General features: G+C 68.2%; 18 protein-coding genes and 1 pseudogene. 8 read left to right on the forward strand and 11 right to left on the reverse strand.

The features are described 5' to 3' along the window. The first annotated feature begins 8 nt into the window (after window positions 1–8). From sodC to ACRDTL_RS05455, 3 genes are read left to right on the forward strand one after another with little or no spacing between them, the layout of a single operon-like run. On the forward strand, window positions 9–719 hold the full coding sequence (gene sodC, locus ACRDTL_RS05445; RefSeq protein WP_431505698.1) for a superoxide dismutase[Cu-Zn]: 711 nt from the start codon (window positions 9–11) through the stop codon (window positions 717–719). Continuing rightward, window positions 700–1,851 carry a glutamate--cysteine ligase gene (locus ACRDTL_RS05450; protein WP_431505756.1) on the forward strand — a complete coding sequence of 384 codons (1,152 nt, stop codon included), beginning with the start codon at window positions 700–702 and terminating at the stop codon, window positions 1,849–1,851. Before sodC ends, ACRDTL_RS05450 begins: the two co-directional genes overlap by 20 nt. A 2-nt stretch (window positions 1,852–1,853) precedes the next feature. Beyond that, window positions 1,854–2,483: an LON peptidase substrate-binding domain-containing protein gene (locus ACRDTL_RS05455; protein WP_431505699.1), complete on the forward strand. Its 630-nt coding sequence runs from the start codon at window positions 1,854–1,856 to the stop codon at window positions 2,481–2,483. A gap of 42 nt (window positions 2,484–2,525) precedes the next feature. Here the strand turns inward: ACRDTL_RS05455 and ACRDTL_RS05460 are convergent, their stop codons facing one another. After that, window positions 2,526–2,915, reverse strand: a complete 390-nt coding sequence (locus ACRDTL_RS05460; protein ID WP_431505700.1) for a hypothetical protein — start codon at window positions 2,913–2,915, stop codon at window positions 2,526–2,528. Window positions 2,916–2,936: 21 nt separating this feature from the next. On the opposite strand from ACRDTL_RS05460, the gene ACRDTL_RS05465 reads away from it, so the two are divergent. Further along, entirely contained in the window at window positions 2,937–3,581 is a 645-nt protein-coding gene (locus ACRDTL_RS05465) for a TetR family transcriptional regulator (RefSeq protein ID WP_431505701.1), read from the forward strand. Here the strand turns inward: ACRDTL_RS05465 and ACRDTL_RS05470 are convergent. The 7 genes from ACRDTL_RS05470 to ACRDTL_RS05500 are packed head-to-tail and all read right to left on the reverse strand — an operon-like array spanning window position 3,515 to window position 8,288. Next, window positions 3,515–3,946 carry an ester cyclase gene (locus ACRDTL_RS05470; RefSeq protein WP_431505702.1) on the reverse strand — a complete coding sequence of 144 codons (432 nt, stop codon included), beginning with the start codon at window positions 3,944–3,946 and terminating at the stop codon, window positions 3,515–3,517. The genes ACRDTL_RS05465 and ACRDTL_RS05470 overlap by 67 nt on opposite strands. A gap of 42 nt (window positions 3,947–3,988) precedes the next feature. Next, window positions 3,989–4,168: a hypothetical protein gene (locus ACRDTL_RS05475; protein ID WP_431505703.1), complete on the reverse strand. Its 180-nt coding sequence runs from the start codon at window positions 4,166–4,168 to the stop codon at window positions 3,989–3,991. A gap of 9 nt (window positions 4,169–4,177) precedes the next feature. Continuing rightward, a complete protein-coding gene (locus tag ACRDTL_RS05480; protein ID WP_431505704.1) occupies window positions 4,178–4,954 on the reverse strand; it encodes an AraC family transcriptional regulator in 777 nt (258 codons plus the stop codon). A 28-nt stretch (window positions 4,955–4,982) separates the two neighbouring features. Next, on the reverse strand, window positions 4,983–5,837 hold the full coding sequence (pssA, locus tag ACRDTL_RS05485; protein WP_431505705.1) for a CDP-diacylglycerol--serine O-phosphatidyltransferase: 855 nt from the start codon (window positions 5,835–5,837) through the stop codon (window positions 4,983–4,985). Beyond that, window positions 5,834–6,544, reverse strand: coding sequence for a phosphatidylserine decarboxylase (locus ACRDTL_RS05490; protein ID WP_431505706.1), 711 nt, complete (start codon window positions 6,542–6,544; stop codon window positions 5,834–5,836). Before ACRDTL_RS05490 ends, pssA begins: the two co-directional genes overlap by 4 nt. A 9-nt stretch (window positions 6,545–6,553) precedes the next feature. Beyond that, the gene (gene moeA, locus ACRDTL_RS05495; RefSeq protein ID WP_431505707.1) at window positions 6,554–7,768 is read right to left on the reverse strand and encodes a molybdopterin molybdotransferase MoeA; all 1,215 of its coding nucleotides are present in this window, start codon (window positions 7,766–7,768) and stop codon (window positions 6,554–6,556) included. Window positions 7,769–7,796: 28 nt separating this feature from the next. Next, complete coding sequence (locus ACRDTL_RS05500; protein ID WP_431505708.1) at window positions 7,797–8,288, reverse strand: tautomerase family protein; 492 nt, start codon at window positions 8,286–8,288, stop codon at window positions 7,797–7,799. Between the two features lie 85 nt (window positions 8,289–8,373). On the opposite strand from ACRDTL_RS05500, the gene ACRDTL_RS05505 reads away from it, so the two are divergent. Next, window positions 8,374–8,847: a winged helix-turn-helix transcriptional regulator gene (locus tag ACRDTL_RS05505; protein WP_431505709.1), complete on the forward strand. Its 474-nt coding sequence runs from the start codon at window positions 8,374–8,376 to the stop codon at window positions 8,845–8,847. Between the two features lies 1 nt (window position 8,848). Here ACRDTL_RS05505 and ACRDTL_RS05510 read toward each other — a convergent pair whose 3' ends face one another. Continuing rightward, the gene (locus tag ACRDTL_RS05510; RefSeq protein WP_431505710.1) at window positions 8,849–9,772 is read right to left on the reverse strand and encodes an SDR family NAD(P)-dependent oxidoreductase; all 924 of its coding nucleotides are present in this window, start codon (window positions 9,770–9,772) and stop codon (window positions 8,849–8,851) included. A 68-nt stretch (window positions 9,773–9,840) separates the two neighbouring features. On the opposite strand from ACRDTL_RS05510, the gene ACRDTL_RS05515 reads away from it, so the two are divergent. After that, window positions 9,841–10,317, forward strand: coding sequence for a PH domain-containing protein (locus ACRDTL_RS05515; RefSeq protein WP_431505757.1), 477 nt, complete (start codon window positions 9,841–9,843; stop codon window positions 10,315–10,317). A 23-nt stretch (window positions 10,318–10,340) separates the two neighbouring features. Beyond that, complete coding sequence (locus tag ACRDTL_RS05520; RefSeq protein WP_431505758.1) at window positions 10,341–11,729, forward strand: PH domain-containing protein; 1,389 nt, start codon at window positions 10,341–10,343, stop codon at window positions 11,727–11,729. A 4-nt stretch (window positions 11,730–11,733) separates the two neighbouring features. Here ACRDTL_RS05520 and ACRDTL_RS05525 read toward each other — a convergent pair. Further along, a pseudogene (locus tag ACRDTL_RS05525) lies at window positions 11,734–12,198 on the reverse strand (cupin domain-containing protein). Window positions 12,199–12,399: 201 nt separating this feature from the next. Here ACRDTL_RS05525 and groL point away from each other — a divergent pair. Beyond that, window positions 12,400–14,022 carry a chaperonin GroEL gene (gene groL / locus ACRDTL_RS05530; RefSeq protein WP_431505711.1) on the forward strand — a complete coding sequence of 541 codons (1,623 nt, stop codon included), beginning with the start codon at window positions 12,400–12,402 and terminating at the stop codon, window positions 14,020–14,022. A gap of 124 nt (window positions 14,023–14,146) precedes the next feature. Here groL and ACRDTL_RS05535 read toward each other — a convergent pair whose 3' ends face one another. Further along, complete coding sequence (locus ACRDTL_RS05535) at window positions 14,147–15,010, reverse strand: endonuclease domain-containing protein (RefSeq protein ID WP_431505712.1); 864 nt, start codon at window positions 15,008–15,010, stop codon at window positions 14,147–14,149. Between the last annotated feature and the right edge of the window lie 26 nt (window positions 15,011–15,036).

The following is a 15,036-nucleotide window of genomic DNA, read 5'->3' on the forward strand; positions in this document are numbered from 1 at the left end:
TGTCTCCCATGTTTAAGCCCGCCACTCGCCGCAAGGCCGTCGCAGCCACCGCATTAGGGATACTCACCGCACCGGTCGGCCTCCTGAGCGCGTGTTCGCCGCCGGGCGAATCCCCGGCCACATCGCCGGGGACCACACCATCGATCTGGACCGGGTCGTCGGCGCCGGCCAACACGCCGCCCGAAGGCGGCCCGGTGCCGCCGGAGAGCCTGACCACCCACCTGAAGGCACCCAACGGCGACACGGTTGCGACGGCCAAGTTCGAGTTCGACAGCGGGTACGTGACCGTCACCGTGCAGACGACCGGCCTCGGCCAGCTGACCCCCGGATTCCACGGCATGCACATCCACAAGGTGGGCAAATGCGAGCCCAACTCGGTGGCCCCCACCGGCGGCGCGCCGGGCGATTTCCTGTCCGCCGGCGGGCACTACCAGGCGCCCGGGCATACCGGGGACCCGGAAAGCGGCGACCTGACCTCGCTGCAGGTCCGCAAGGACGGCGCCGCGCTGCTGGTGACCACCACCGACACGGTCACCAAGGACGACCTGATGTCAGGTAGCGGGACCGCGCTGATGATTCACGCCGGTTCGGACAACTTCGCCAACATCCCGCCAGAGCGCTACACCCAGGTCAACGGTGCCCCCGGCCCCGACCAGACCACGATGTCCACCGGTGACGCGGGCAAGCGGGTGGCGTGCGGTGTCATCGGTGCCGGCTAGCACGCCGGTAAACCGGACAGCCGCCCACATCGATTTCGCCGGCTCAGCCCGGCCGAGCGTCGGCGTCGAATGGGAATTCGCGCTCGTCGACGCGCAGACCCGCGACCTGAACAACGAAGCCACCGCCGTCATCGCCGAGATCGGCGAAAACCCGCGTGTGCACAAGGAATTGCTCCGCAACACCGTCGAAATCGTCAGCGGTGTCTGTGACTGCACCGCCCAGGCGATGGAAGATCTCCGCGATACGCTGGGCACCGCGCGCCAGATCGTCCGCGCCCGCGGCATGGAGCTGTTCTGTGCCGGCACGCACCCGTTCGCGCGGTGGTCCACCCAGAAGCTCACCGACGCACCGCGCTACGCCGAGTTGATCAAGCGCACCCAGTGGTGGGGACGGCAGATGCTGATCTGGGGGGTGCACGTGCACGTCGGAGTGTCGTCGGCACACAAGGTGATGCCGATCATGACGTCGCTGCTGCAGTACTACCCGCATCTGTTGGCGCTGTCGGCGTCCTCACCGTGGTGGGGCGGCGAGGACACCGGATACGCCAGCAATCGGGCGATGATGTTTCAGCAGCTGCCGACCGCCGGGTTGCCGTTTCACTTCCAGACCTGGGCCGAGTTCGAGGGATTCGTCTACGACCAGAAGAAGACCGGCATCATCGACCATATGGACGAAATCCGTTGGGACATCAGACCTTCACCCCACCTCGGCACCCTGGAAGTACGGATCTGTGACGGAGTGTCGAACTTGCGTGAACTTGGCGCGCTGGTGGCGCTGACACACTGTCTGGTCGTTGATTTGGACCGCAGGCTCGACGCCGGTGAGACGCTACCGACCATGCCGCCCTGGCATGTCCAGGAAAACAAATGGCGGGCGGCCCGCTACGGGCTCGACGCGGTGATCATCCTCGACGCCGCCAGCAACGAACGGCTGGTTACCGAGGATCTGTCCGATCTGCTCAACCGCCTGGAGCCGGTTGCCAAGTCGCTGCACTGCACCGATGAGCTGGCCGCGGCCGCCGACATCCCCCGGTTAGGGGCCTCATACCAGCGCCAGCGCCGGGTCGCCGAGGAACATGACGGAGATCTGCGCGCGGTGGTCGACGCGCTGGTCGGTGAGCTGGATATCTAGCCATGGAGTTGGCGATGTTTCCGCTCGAGTCGGCGCTGCTGCCCGGCGAAGATCTTCCGCTGCGCATCTTCGAGCCGCGCTACACCGGGCTGGTGCGGGACTGCATGCGCGACGCGGATCCCCGGTTCGGTGTGGTGCTGATCTCCCGCGGTGGCGAGGTCGGCGGCGGTGATGCGCGCTGCGACGTCGGCGCCCTGGCCAGGATCACCGAATGCGTGGATCTCGGGGGTTCGGGCCGGTTTGCGCTGCGCTGCCGGATGGCCGAGCGGATCAGGGTGTGCGACTGGCTGCCCGACGATCCCTACCCGCGGGCGATTGTGCAGACCTGGCCCGACGAACCGGGTCATCCGGTCAGTGATGCTCAATTGCGCGAGGTCGAAGACCGGGTGATGGCGTTGTTCGAGCGGATCGCGGCCGCGCGTGGCGTTCTGCTGCCCGGCCGCGACGCGGTGCTGGGTTCCGGCTCCGACGACGCCGGTACGCGGTTGTACGCGTTGGCGTCTCGGGTGCCGATGGGTCAGGCAGACCGCTACGCGGTACTTGCCGCACCGTCGGCGGCGCAGCGCCTGACGGCGCTTCGCGAAGCCGTCGACTCGGTGGCCGCGATGGTGGAGTTTCAGCTGTCGGAGTGATCTTGTCGCGAAGCAGAAGCCCGGGTGGTGATCTCGGCTCAATCACAGCCATCCGTTCTGCCTCGCGGAACGGGCCGCAATGCGTTTCAGCGTCCATCGCACCGCGACGCGGTGGCCGCCGGTGCCGATGACCAACGCGCGATAGATCTTGCCGTGCAGACCCGGAAACGCCGCCCAGGTCTGCGAACGCACCCGTGTGCGGTCCGGCCCGTCGGAATCCAACTCGAACGCCCACCGGTACACCGCGAACGGGTGGCGGCCCTTGAGCGCAAACCGCACGAGCGGGCGTGCCTCGTCCAGGACGAAACCGGTCGGGGCGGTCGACGGGTCGTGCGGGTCGCGACACATCACCCGCAACAGCGCCGACCACGTTTCTTCGCGATTGGCAGCCACGGTTATGGCATGCTCATCGATATAGGGCAACCGTTCCATATAGAAGGACTGTACTAGATCGTGGCACCTCCGCGGAAGCACCAAACCGATGTGATCCTCGACGCAGCGCGGGCGTTGGTGCTCGCCGACGGGCCGCGCGCAGCGAGCGTGGCAGCGATTGCGAAAGCGAGCGGTGCGCCCCCCGGCACGCTGTATCACCGGTTCGGCAACCGCAACGGCATCTTGACCGCGGCCTGGCTGCGGGCACTCGAACGGTTTCAGGCGCGGGCGATGGCCGCCGACGCCGATAGCGCGGTGGCGAGCGCCGTCGCGATGGCCGTGGCGGCGGTCGGTTTCGCGCGGGAACTCCCGGCGGATGCGCGGTTGCTGTTGACGATCCGGCCGGGTGACCTGCTCGACGGCGAGCCCGATGCGGCATTCTCCGGGACGCTTGCCGCGATGAACGCGCCGCTGTTGCAACGGGTGCGCCATTTCGCCCGGCAACTGTACGGGCGCAGCGATGCGCGGTCCATCGATGCCGTGACCCGCGCGGTTGTCGATCTGCCCTACGCCGTGGTGCGTCGCCACGGCCACGACGACCCAATGCCTGCCTGGCTGGAGGACGACGTCGCGGCCGCGGCGCGCGCGCTGCTGACTGACTACCGGCCGCCCGGTCGCCAGCCGAGTGAAAGCAGCAAGCCGAGGTCGTCGCGCACGGCGCGGTGATGGGTGATCCGGGCGTCGGTGATGCCGAAAATGTGGACCTGCTTGTGGTTGATCGGTCGCCCGGTGGGTTCGATTCCGTTGAATACTCCGGTGTGTTGACCCGTCATGGTGGCGACGGCGATGACCGTGTTGCCCTCCGTGAGGGTTTCTTGAAGTTCGAATCGCAGATTCGAAAACGCATCGCGCAGCCATTGCCCTGTCGCAAGAAAGCCTGCGGGTCCGCGTTGTTGACGCTCGACGTCCTCAGGATCATCGTCCGCTTCGGCGTTGATGAAATCGGGCGCAATGATTTGTTGCGCCAGCTCCTCATTACCTGTCTCCATGACTTGGAAAGACTGGCGTGCAACACTTTTCGGGTCGACCACGATGATTTTCCTCCTGATAGTTGATGTTTGATCGTGGTTGTATCAGCCGAAAGCCGCGGCGCTGAACGCGGCGGCCCACGCATCGTGCTCGTAGGAGTCAAGGCCGGTCAGAACGCGTTCAACGTCGTGGGCGGGCGTGAACGTAAACGGGTGGATGCCCGCCATGGCCCGGTCCCGCCACAAGGGCCAGAGCTCGGCCAGCGGTCGGGTGTATCGCCTCACCCGGAAAGGCTATGGCGACCCGTCTTTCGCGGTATTGGACGAAACGGACATCTCACCGAGGCCACCGCCGGGTAGTGCGGTAGGCGTTACCCCTGCCAACGCCACGCATTCGTTGACCATGTGGGACTGATCGCTGTATCCGGCTGCCACGGCGATCTCCGCCCAACGAACGGAGCCACCAGCCGCGTGAATCAGGTCCAGCAGGTGCTGGAAACGAAAGATGCGACCAAGTCGTTTGGGACCGTAGCCAACTGCGGCCTGGATACGACGGCGCAGCTGCCGTTCGGTGAAGCCGACCGCGTCAGCCAAGGCCGACACCGGCCGGTCCGGTCGGACTCGCAGCATCTCAATCACCCGCGCAACCGGCCGATCGACCGACGGATCGACGCCGGTGACGTGAGAGGTCAGCATGCCTTGCAGCAGAATCATACGTTGGCTGGGAATGGTTGTGCTGCAGAATATCTCGGTTATCCAGCCGGCGGGCACGCCCAAGACCGAATCGATCGGGATCCGGATATCCCGGAATTCATTGGCGGGTGCCCCGATCACGGCGCTCGCCGCGCCGGGCCGCAACCGAAGACCGGCCAGCGACCCGCCAGACATCTGGTAGGAGGTGGTGGCCGGCCCTGCGATCATCACGTCGCCCTCCGCGGTCACGAACAAATCGACGCAACCGTCGGGCATCACCCGCATCGACGGTACCGTCGACGCCGACCGCACCCAGCCGCATTCCACAAATGGCAGAAGCGCCGGACCGGGGCGAAACTCGCGGTACACGGCGATCACGGCGGTTCAGCGTACGCGCGCAGCGCGGTCACCTGCTGGGCTTACGCAAACCCAGGCGTGCCATCGACCGGCGGTTGGGCTGCGCCCGGCGGATCGCCCGTCGCGCGGCGCGCCGCTGCTTGGGTTTGTCGCCCCAGACTTCCGGGTGCACGGCCAGCCAGCGGTGACTGCGCACGGAGAACGGGATGTGGCACAGGTATGCGGCGATGGCCACCAGGACCAGGATGTAGGGGAACAGGAACGCCGCCGCCGCGACGATCGCCAGCACCGCGAGCAGCACGGCCGCCAGATTCGGCGGCACCGACACAGCGTGCATTTTCTTCATCGGGAGCCGGCTGACCACCAGCATCGAGCAGACCGCCATCCAAACGCACACCACCCACGGTGACGTCCACCAGCCTTGGCCGAACTGCAGTTTGGCGGCCAGCGGGCCCAGCGCCGCGATCGCGCCGGCCGGGGCCGGCATGCCGACGAAGAACTCCCGCGCGTAGGCCGGCTGGGTGCCGTCATCGAGCAGCGCGTTGAACCGGGCCAACCGCAGCACGATGCACACCGCGTAAAGCAGCACCACTACCCAGCCCGCCGACAACGACGACAGCAACGACACGTACACCACCACCGCCGGCGCCACGCCGAAGTTGACCGCGTCGGCCAGCGAATCGATCTCCTCACCCATCCGCGACTCGGCGTCCAAGATGCGGGCCACCCGGCCGTCGAGGCCGTCGAGGATGGCGGCCGCGGCGATCAGCGCCATCGCCGCGTTCGGTTGGTGTTCGAGCGCGAACTTGATCGAGGTGAGGCCCGCGCAGATCGCCAGCACGCTCATCGAGCTGGGCAGGATGCGCAGGTTGACGGTTCGCCTGGTTCGAGGTTTGGTGATCATGGCAGTTCGGCCAGCACCGTTTCGCCCGCGACCGCGCGTTGGCCGACCGCGACCAACGGCTCCGTCCCGGCCGGGAGATAGGTGTCCAGCCGCGACCCGAACCGGATCAGGCCGTAGGTGTCAGCGATCGACAACTTGTCCCCGCGGTGGGCGTCGCAGACGATGCGCCGCGCCAGCAGGCCCGCGATCTGCACGGCGATGATTTCGGCGCCGCCGGAAGTGCGGATCCGCAAGCTGGTCCGCTCGTTGTGTTCGCTGGCCGCGGCCAGGTCGGCCGAGCCGAACTGGCCCGGCCGGTGCTGCACGTCGATCACCTCACCGCTGACCGGGGCGCGCTGCACGTGCGCGTCCAGCAGCGATAAGAAGATGCTGATCCGCGGCAACGGCGCAGCGGGGAGACCCAATTCGGCGGGCGGCGCCGCCGAGTCGACGACGCAGATCAGGCCGTCGGCGGGTGCGACGACGACACCCGGCCGGCTCGGCGGCACCCGCGGCGGGTGGCGGAAAAATCCTGCGCAGGCGCCGGCGGTCAGCAGGCCGGCCCGGCGCAGCCACCGGTACCGTCGTCCGGCCACCGCCACGGCCAGCCCCGCCGAAATGAACGGCAGCCCGGCCGGATGCACCGGCGGAACGGTCGACCGCAGCATCGCGACCAGGCGCTGCGGACCGGACGTCAAGTCGTCGGTGGGGTGGGGACGTCGTGCCACGCGGTCATCTTACGGAGCAGAGGTGAGATCCCAGATCTGCAGCTGTGATCCGGCCGGGACCTCCGTGACGTCCTGGGCGATGTCCAACAGGCAGTTCGCCGAGGCCAGCCAGCGCAGATGGTGCGACGCCGGTGGGCCGTAGCTCATGACGGTGCCGGCGTCCGCGTCGAACACCCCGCGGCGAAACTGGCGCTTGCCGGCCGGCGAGGTCAGCGTCTCGGTGAGCACGGCCACTCGTCGCGGCCGGTCCGGAGTCGGCAGGCCCATCGCCGCGCGTAGCGCCGGGCGGATGAACACCTCGAAGGACACCAAGGCGCTGACCGGGTTGCCGGGCAAGGTGATGATCGCCGTGCCGGCCACCCGACCGGTGCCCTGCGGCATTCCCGGTTGCATGGCCACCTTGACGAACTGGACCCCCTGGTCGCCGTCGCGGCCGAACGCATCCTTGACCACCTCGTAGGCGCCGGCGCTGACCCCGCCGCTGGTGATGATCAGATCGGATTCGGCGGCGTATCGGTCGAGCACCGCGGCGAACTGCGCGACGTCGTCACCGGCGGTCGGGGTGGCGACCACGTCGGCGCCGGCGTCGCGGACCGCGGCGGCCAGCATGATCGAATTGGACTCGTAAATCTGCCCCGGCCGCAGCGGGCTGCCCGGCGACACCAGCTCGGAGCCGGTGGACATCACCAGCACCCGCTGCCGCGGGATCACCGGCAGCTCGGGCAGCCCCAGCGCGGCGGCCAGCCCGACCACCGCCGGGGTGATCGGCTGTCCGGCCCGCAACACGGTGGTGCCGGCCGCGACGTCCTCGCCGGCGCGGCGGATGTGGCGCCCCTCGGCGGCCGCGGCGCTGACCGTGACGACGTCGGTGCGCCCGTCGGTGGCCTCAACCGGCACCACCGCGGTGGCCCCGTCCGGTATCGGCGCACCGGTCATGATCCGGTGCGCGGTACCCGGCGTCAGCGTGGGGATGTCGGTGCGCCCTGCCGGGATGTCCTCGGCGACCGGCAGTTTCACCGGATGCTCGGGCGACGCCGAAGCTACCTCGTCGGCACGCACCGCGTAGCCGTCCATCGCGGAGTTGTCGAAAACCGGCAGCGAGACCGGCGCGGTGACCTCCTCGGCGAGCACCAGGCCGACGGCGTCGGCAAGGGCGGCGGTGGTGGCGGGCCGAGGGGTGATCAGCCCGGCGACGACGTGTTGGTGTTCCTCGACCGAGCGCATCCCGCCATTATCGGTACCCGCCGGTGAGCTACCCGGACACCCCCACCGACTGCCGCTCCGCCAGTCGACGCTGCGCGTACGCGCGGCCCTGCTCGGCATCGCCGGTCACATAGCCGACGATGTCTGCCAGAGTATGGATGCGTCCTGCAGCACCCCAGGTGCCGTCGGGAATTTCGTTGGCGAACACCCACACCCGCTGTGGGTCAGCCGGATACGCGCCGTCCTCGGCAGCCAGGACCGCGTCGGTGACTTCGCGGACCATGGCCGTGCGCCGCTCGGCATCGAACTGGCCTTCCGGGACCGACGCGACGAACCGATAGCGCGGTTCGGGTGCGCGCTCCCCGGCGACGAACACGGCGGCGGGCCGGTGCAAGAACACCCACGCGATGCCGCGCACCCGCGGATCGGCGGGGTCCGCACCCTCGTTGCGCAACAGGATGTCGGTGAGCTGAGACAGCAAGCGCACCTCGGCCCCAGCCGAAAGGGCGCCGTCCGGGATGAACGCGTCAAGCATGGGCATCGAACTACCTCCTGGGTCGAGTGTGAGTTTATTTTCGCAACCTACGATAGTGGGTTTTGATTGTCAACCCAGCTAGGCTGTCGGCATGCACCCGGACCGATTGCGCTACAGCTCGTCGAACTGCTCGATCGCGCGAACGCTTGGGGTGGTCGGCGAGAAATGGACGCTGCTCGTGCTGCGGGAGGCGTTCTACGGCGTGCGTCGCTTCGACGACTTTCACGCCACGCTGGGATGTGCGCGCAATCTGCTGTCGACGCGGCTGAAGACGCTGGTGGCGAACGGGCTGCTGGAGAAGCAGGAGTATCGGGACGATCGGGGTCGTCGCCGCGACGAATATCGGCTGGCCGACAAGGGGCGCGAGCTGCTCCCGGTCGTCGTCGCGCTCATGCAGTGGGGTGATCGCTGGGCCGCCGACGACGCCGGTCCCGCCGTGCTGCTTCGTCACAGCGACTGCGACCAGCCGGTATCGCTCCGGTTGTGCTGCGAGGAAGGGCACGGGCCGCTCGTCGCGCGGGACGTGCACGCGGTGCCGGGACCGGGCGCATGCTCGGTCGCCTGAACTATGCCGGGAAGGTGACGCCGGTGAGTTCTTCGGAGACCGTCCACAGCCGGTGCTGCAGCTCCTCGTCGTGGGACTGCGCGCTGGAGGACACCAGTTTCGGATGGCCGCGCTGCTCGCCGAGACCGTCCGGGCCGTAGTACTGTCCGCCCTCGACACCCGGGTCGGTGGCGGCCCGCAAAGTCGGCAGCGCGCCCATCGCCGCGCTCTGGAACAGCACCGGCCCGAGTAGCGCGACCGCCGGCTTGAAGATCGCGGGCAGATTGCGGGCCAGCTCGGTGTTGGAGCCACCCGGGTGGGCGGCGACGGCGACGGTGTTCTGCTGCCGATCAGCCAGCCGGCGCTGCAGTTCATAGGTGAACAGCAGATTGGCCAGCTTGGACTGCCCGTAGGCGCCGACCCGATCGTAGCGACGCTCCCACTGCAGGTCGTCGAAGTGAATGCTCGCGCGGATCCGGTGACCCATGCTGCTGACCGTCACCACCCGCGATCCGCGCACGGGAAGCAAGTGGTCCAGCAGCAGCCCGGTCAGCGCGAAGTGGCCCAGATGGTTTGCGCCGAACTGCATTTCGAATCCGTCGGCGGTGACCTGCTTGGGTGTCCACATCACGCCGGCGTTGTTGATCAGCAGATCGATGCGAGGGTAACTCGCCCGCAGCGCGTCGGCGGCGGAGCGCACCGAGTCCAGCGAACTCAAGTCGAGCTCCTGCAGGGTGACGTCGGCCCCCGGATGGGCGGCCACGATGCGCGCCAGTGCGGCGTTGCCCTTCTCCGGGTCGCGCACCGCCAGCACGACATGTGCGCCGTGCTGGGCGAGCACCGCGGCGGTGTGGTACCCGATGCCGGTGTTGGCGCCGGTGACGATGGCGATGCGGCCGCTCTGATCGCCCACATCAACTTCCGACCACTTGCGGTTGGAGCTCATGGCGCCAAACGATACCGAGAACAGCCGATGGCATCCTCAATGGCGTGGACAACGCAGGCGTCGTCGGCATGGCCGAACCCGCTCATCCGCCGAGCCGGCGGGCGCCGTTGGTGTGGGCGCTCGGCGGTGCGATCCCGTGGCTGGTGCTGGCCGTCGCCCAACTGGTGTGGGTGACGGTGGATCAGCGCCTTGTGTGGCTGCACGTGCTGTGTGCGGTCGGCACCGTGGTCGGCGCGGCGATCGCCGTCGTCGTTGTGCCGTTGTGGCGGTATCGGGTGCACCGCTGGGAGATCAGCCCGCAGGCGGTGTACACCCGCGCCGGGTGGCTGGTCCAGGAACGGCGCATCGCGCCGATCTCGCGGGTGCAGACCGTCGACACCTACCGCGGCCCGCTGGACCGGCTGTTCGGGCTCGCCAGCGTCACTGTCACCACCGCGTCGTCGGCCGGTGCGTTGCATATCGTTGCGCTGGACTCGGCCGTCGCCGACCAGATCGTCGCCCAGCTGACCGACATCGCCGCGATCGGCGCCGAGGACGCCACGTGACCTGGCAGCGGCTCAGTCCGCGGATGCTGTTGGTGCATCCGGTGCATGAGCTGCTGCGCCAACTGCCGCTGCTGATCGGCGCGATCGTGCTGGGTTCGACCACCGGCAATCCGCTGTGGACGGTGGCGGCGCTGGCGGTGACCGCGCTGCTCGGGGTGGCGCGCTGGTTCACCACCAGCTACCGCATCGAGGGCGACGAGATTCAGCTGCGCGCCGGTCTGCTGCAACGCAAGGTGTTGTCGGTGCCGCGCAACCGGATTCGCTCGGTGCAGACCGACGCCCGGCTGCTGCACCGGCTGCTGGGGCTGGCGGTGCTGCGGGTGAGCACCGGCCGGGAAGCCACCAGGGACGGCGTTTTCGAGCTCGACGCCGTCGAGGTTTCGCAAGTGCCGCGATTGCGGGCGATGCTGCTGGCCGAATCGCCGCAACCGGCCGAGCAGGCAGCGTCAACGCCCGGCGTGGTGCTGGCGCGCTGGCACCCGTCCTGGCTGCGGTATGCGCCGCTGAGCCTGTCCGGCCTACTGACGATCGCCGCCGCGGCCGGCGCGCTGTACCAGACCGGATTTGCCGCGCCGCTGGGCCAGTTGGGGTCGGACACCGTTGCGCGGTTCGGTGTGGCGGCCATTGCGGCGGCAGTGCTGGTGGTGTCGGTGGTACTGGCGGTGCTGCGGTCGCTGGTCACCTACGGCAACCTGGTGTTGGTCCGCCGGGCCGATTTCCTGCACCTGCGGCACGGCCTGCTGCGGGTCCGCGAGCAGACCTACGACATGAGCCGGTTGCGCGGCGGGACGCTGCGGCAGCCGCTGCTGGTGCGCGCGCTCGGCGGGGCCCGGCTGGACGCGGTGATGACCGGCGTGCACGGCGGCGGCGAGTCATCGGTGCTGTTGCCGCCGTGTCCGGCCGGGACCGCCCAGTCCGTGCTGACCGAGCTGGTTGGCGACCGCGCCGTGGTCACCGGGCCGCTGCGCGGTCACGGCCGCCGGGCGGCACTTCGGCGGTGGACGCGCACCCTGGGGCTGCCGGCCGCGGCGGGGGTGGCGCTGCTGGTGGCGACCGTGCTGGTGGGTACGCCGGCCTGGCTATGGCCGGCGTGGGTGGCGGTCATGGCATGGTGTGCGTTGCTGGCCGCCGACCGGGTCCGCGCGCTCGGGCACCGGGTGGATCAGCATTGGCTGGTCGCCCGTGCCGGCAGCCTGCAGCGGCGCCGCGACTGCCTGGCCACCGCGGGCATCGTCGGCTGGACGGTGCGCCAGACACCACTGCAGCGCCGGGCCGGGGTCGCCACCCTGGTCGCCGCCACCGCTGCCGGCGTCAAGCGTTACCCACTGATCGACGTGCCCGCGGAGCTGGCCTGGTCGATTGCGGCAACCGCATCGCCCTGGGTGGCCGACAGCGTCTGGGCGATCAGGTAGGCGGCTAGACGAAGAAGTTGTCGTGGCGGATGAACCACTCCCGGCGCTCGTCGTCGGTCAGGTCGGCCAGCGCGGCGAAACCCTCGAAGTAGGCTTCCCGCGGCGCACCCGGAGCGAACAACATCAAGATCGACGCGGGTTCGTCGACCTCGTTGCGGAACCCTTGAAGAAGCCCAGCTTCCGCCGCACATCGAGGAAATCGCCCTGATGGCCGTCGAGCCAATCGCTGCCGTCGTAGAGCTTTATGCTCCCGGACAGCACGAAGAACGCCTCCGACATGGCGCGGTGGTAGTGCGGTCCGGGCCCGCCGCCCTGTGGACTGATGTCGAGGCGATACAAGCTGTAGTCGCCGCCGGGGGCCTGCTGGTTGGCCAAATAGTGGTATTTGACGCCGAACGTCTCGTAGTCGGGCGGCGCATCGGCCCGCTTGAGCACGGGGCTCCGGATAGGGCGGGACGACGAGCGACATCGCCCCAGTCTGCCGGAGTCGTGCCTTGACGGCGCGTTCTTGCACTCGGCATGGGCGAGTGCTAAGAAGGACGTTGGCACTCGCGACCGGTGAGTGCTAGGTCGGGACGGTGAGGCCCAGCCACCACGGCTGTGGTCGTCCGTCGCGGGCACTGCGCCCGGCCAGGACGTGTCATCCCCAATCCGGAGGAATCACTTCGCAATGGCCAAGCAAATTGCGTATGACGAAGAGGCCCGCCGCGGCCTCGAGCGGGGCCTGAACAGCCTCGCCGACGCGGTACGGGTGACGTTGGGTCCCAAGGGCCGCAACGTCGTCCTGGAGAAGAAGTGGGGCGCTCCCACGATCACCAACGATGGCGTGTCCATCGCCAAGGAGATCGAGCTGGAGGACCCCTACGAGAAGATCGGCGCTGAGCTGGTCAAGGAAGTCGCCAAGAAGACCGACGACGTCGCCGGCGACGGCACCACGACGGCCACCGTGCTGGCCCAGGCGCTGGTCAAAGAGGGTCTGCGCAACGTCGCGGCCGGCGCGAACCCGCTCAGCCTGAAGCGCGGTATCGAGAAGGCCGTCGAGAAGATCACCGAGACGCTGCTCAAGGAAGCCAAGGAGGTCGAGACCAAGGAGCAGATCGCTGCCACCGCGGCCATCTCCGCCGGCGACCAGGCGATCGGCGATCTGATCGCCGAGGCGATGGACAAGGTCGGCAACGAGGGCGTCATCACCGTCGAGGAGGCACAGACCTTCGGCCTGCAGCTCGAGCTCACCGAGGGTATGCGTTTCGACAAGGGCTACATCTCGGGCTACTTCGTCACCGACCCCGAGCGGCAGGAGGCTGTGCTCGAGGAGCCCTACATCCTGCTGGTCAGCTCCAAAGTGTCTACGGTCAAGGACCTGTTGCCACTGCTGGAGAAGGTCATCCAGGGCGGTAAGCCACTGCTGATCATCGCCGAGGACGTCGAGGGTGAGGCTTTGAGCACCCTGGTGGTCAACAAGATCCGCGGCACCTTCAAGTCGGTTGCGGTCAAGGCGCCGGGCTTCGGTGACCGTCGCAAGGCGATGCTGCAGGACATGGCGATCCTCACCGGTGGCCAGGTGGTCAGCGAAGAAGTCGGCCTGAGCCTGGAGACCGCCGACGTGAGCCTGCTGGGCAAGGCCCGCAAGATCGTCGTCACCAAGGACGAGACCACCATCGTCGAGGGCGCCGGTGACACCGACGCGATCGCCGGGCGGGTGGCCCAGATCCGCAGCGAGATCGAGAACAGCGACTCCGACTACGACCGCGAGAAGCTGCAGGAGCGGCTGGCCAAGCTGGCCGGCGGCGTTGCGGTGATCAAGGCCGGCGCCGCCACCGAGGTGGAGCTCAAGGAGCGCAAGCATCGCATCGAGGACGCGGTGCGCAACGCCAAGGCCGCCGTCGAGGAGGGCATCGTCGCCGGTGGTGGGGTGACGCTGCTGCAGGCGGCGCCGTCGCTGGACGACCTGAAGCTGACCGGCGACGAGGCCACCGGTGCCAACATCGTCAAGGTGGCGCTGGAGGCTCCGCTGAAGCAGATCGCGTTCAACTCCGGACTCGAGCCCGGCGTGGTCGCCGAGAAGGTGCGCCACCTGAAGGCGGGTCACGGCCTGAACGCCGCCACCGGTGAGTACGAGGACCTGCTGAAGGCCGGCGTTGCCGACCCGGTCAAGGTCACCCGTTCGGCGCTGCAGAACGCCGCGTCGATCGCGGGGCTGTTCCTGACGACCGAGGCGGTCGTTGCCGACAAACCGGAGAAGGAGAAGCCCGCCATGCCCGGTGGCGGCGACATGGGCGGCATGGACTTCTAAAGTCGCCAAACGAGGAAGCCCGGTCCCGTTGGGGGCCGGGCTTTTTCGCGGCGGCAGCGCCGAGTGTGTAGGTTGTGACCGTCGAAATTGCGAAATCGCGTCCACAACCCACACACTCAACGGCCTAGATCGGGCAGCCGGCCGCCCGAAGCTTCTGCAGAACCCGCTCGACGATTACGTGGGGCCGGCTCAGTATCTCGGCGCTGACCCGGACCACGACCCAGCCCATGGCTTCGAGAATCGCGATGCGGTCGATGTCCCACGACCGCTGATTCCGGTCGGACCAATGCTGAACGCCGTCGTACTCGACGGCCACTTTCCAGTCCCGCCAACCCATGTCCACCCTGATGCGTGCGACGCCGAATTCGTCGACGAACTCGATCTGGGTTTCCGGTGGCGGCAACCCTGCCCGGATCAGTAGCAGGCGCACCCGGCTTTCCTGCGGCGATTCAGCGCCACCGTCCACCAACGGCAATACCGAGCGCAGTCGACGAACACCCCGGGCCCGATGTTTTTCATTGGCAAGCGAAACCACTTCGACGAGCTTGAGGTTGGTCGCGCTTACCAGCGCATCGAGGATGGGGATCGCGCGATCCGGCCACAGCGTCCGGCCGACATCGAACGCCGTGCGTTCTGGCGTGGTAACACGAATCCCGCCGACGATGCATGTTTCTCGGTCATCCAGGTCGTAGCAGTGGGCGATGATTCCGGCCGGGCAGTGCCGGTCGACTCGGCTCAGTTCGGCCGGGCAGTCGGCGTCAATCCATTTCGTACCCAGCACCGCCGCCGCGGACAGCCCGGTCAGCGTCGCATCACCGCCGGACCACAGCCAGGCCGCGCGGGCTCGGGTGAGCGCTGTCAACGTCGTCCCTTCAGCGACGTAGACATTGCGATAGACAGCGCAGTAGTTCTTCTTCAGTTGGTATTTCGAAATGTCGCCGCGCCGCACGGCCTGCCGCCCCAGGAACGGCCAGTCATCCCCGCCCACAGCTGCATGTTCGCCGTGGGCCCCGA

The organism is Mycobacterium sp., assembly GCF_050700595.1.
GTDB lineage: Bacteria > Actinomycetota > Actinomycetes > Mycobacteriales > Mycobacteriaceae > Mycobacterium.

Coding starts and splice junctions, on each gene's coding strand:
- pssA (WP_431505705.1), bottom strand. CDS start 5,837: ATGATCACCAAACCTCGAACCAGGCGAACCGTCAACCTGCGCATCCTG.
- ACRDTL_RS05460 (WP_431505700.1), bottom strand. CDS start 2,915: ATGGAACGGTTGCCCTATATCGATGAGCATGCCATAACCGTGGCTGCC.
- ACRDTL_RS05505 (WP_431505709.1), top strand. CDS start 8,374: ATGCACCCGGACCGATTGCGCTACAGCTCGTCGAACTGCTCGATCGCG.
- ACRDTL_RS05520 (WP_431505758.1), top strand. CDS start 10,341: ATGCTGTTGGTGCATCCGGTGCATGAGCTGCTGCGCCAACTGCCGCTG.
- sodC (WP_431505698.1), top strand. CDS start 9: ATGTTTAAGCCCGCCACTCGCCGCAAGGCCGTCGCAGCCACCGCATTA.
- ACRDTL_RS05455 (WP_431505699.1), top strand. CDS start 1,854: ATGGAGTTGGCGATGTTTCCGCTCGAGTCGGCGCTGCTGCCCGGCGAA.
- groL (WP_431505711.1), top strand. CDS start 12,400: ATGGCCAAGCAAATTGCGTATGACGAAGAGGCCCGCCGCGGCCTCGAG.
- ACRDTL_RS05500 (WP_431505708.1), bottom strand. CDS start 8,288: ATGCCCATGCTTGACGCGTTCATCCCGGACGGCGCCCTTTCGGCTGGG.
- ACRDTL_RS05515 (WP_431505757.1), top strand. CDS start 9,841: ATGGCCGAACCCGCTCATCCGCCGAGCCGGCGGGCGCCGTTGGTGTGG.
- ACRDTL_RS05510 (WP_431505710.1), bottom strand. CDS start 9,772: ATGAGCTCCAACCGCAAGTGGTCGGAAGTTGATGTGGGCGATCAGAGC.
- moeA (WP_431505707.1), bottom strand. CDS start 7,768: ATGCGCTCGGTCGAGGAACACCAACACGTCGTCGCCGGGCTGATCACC.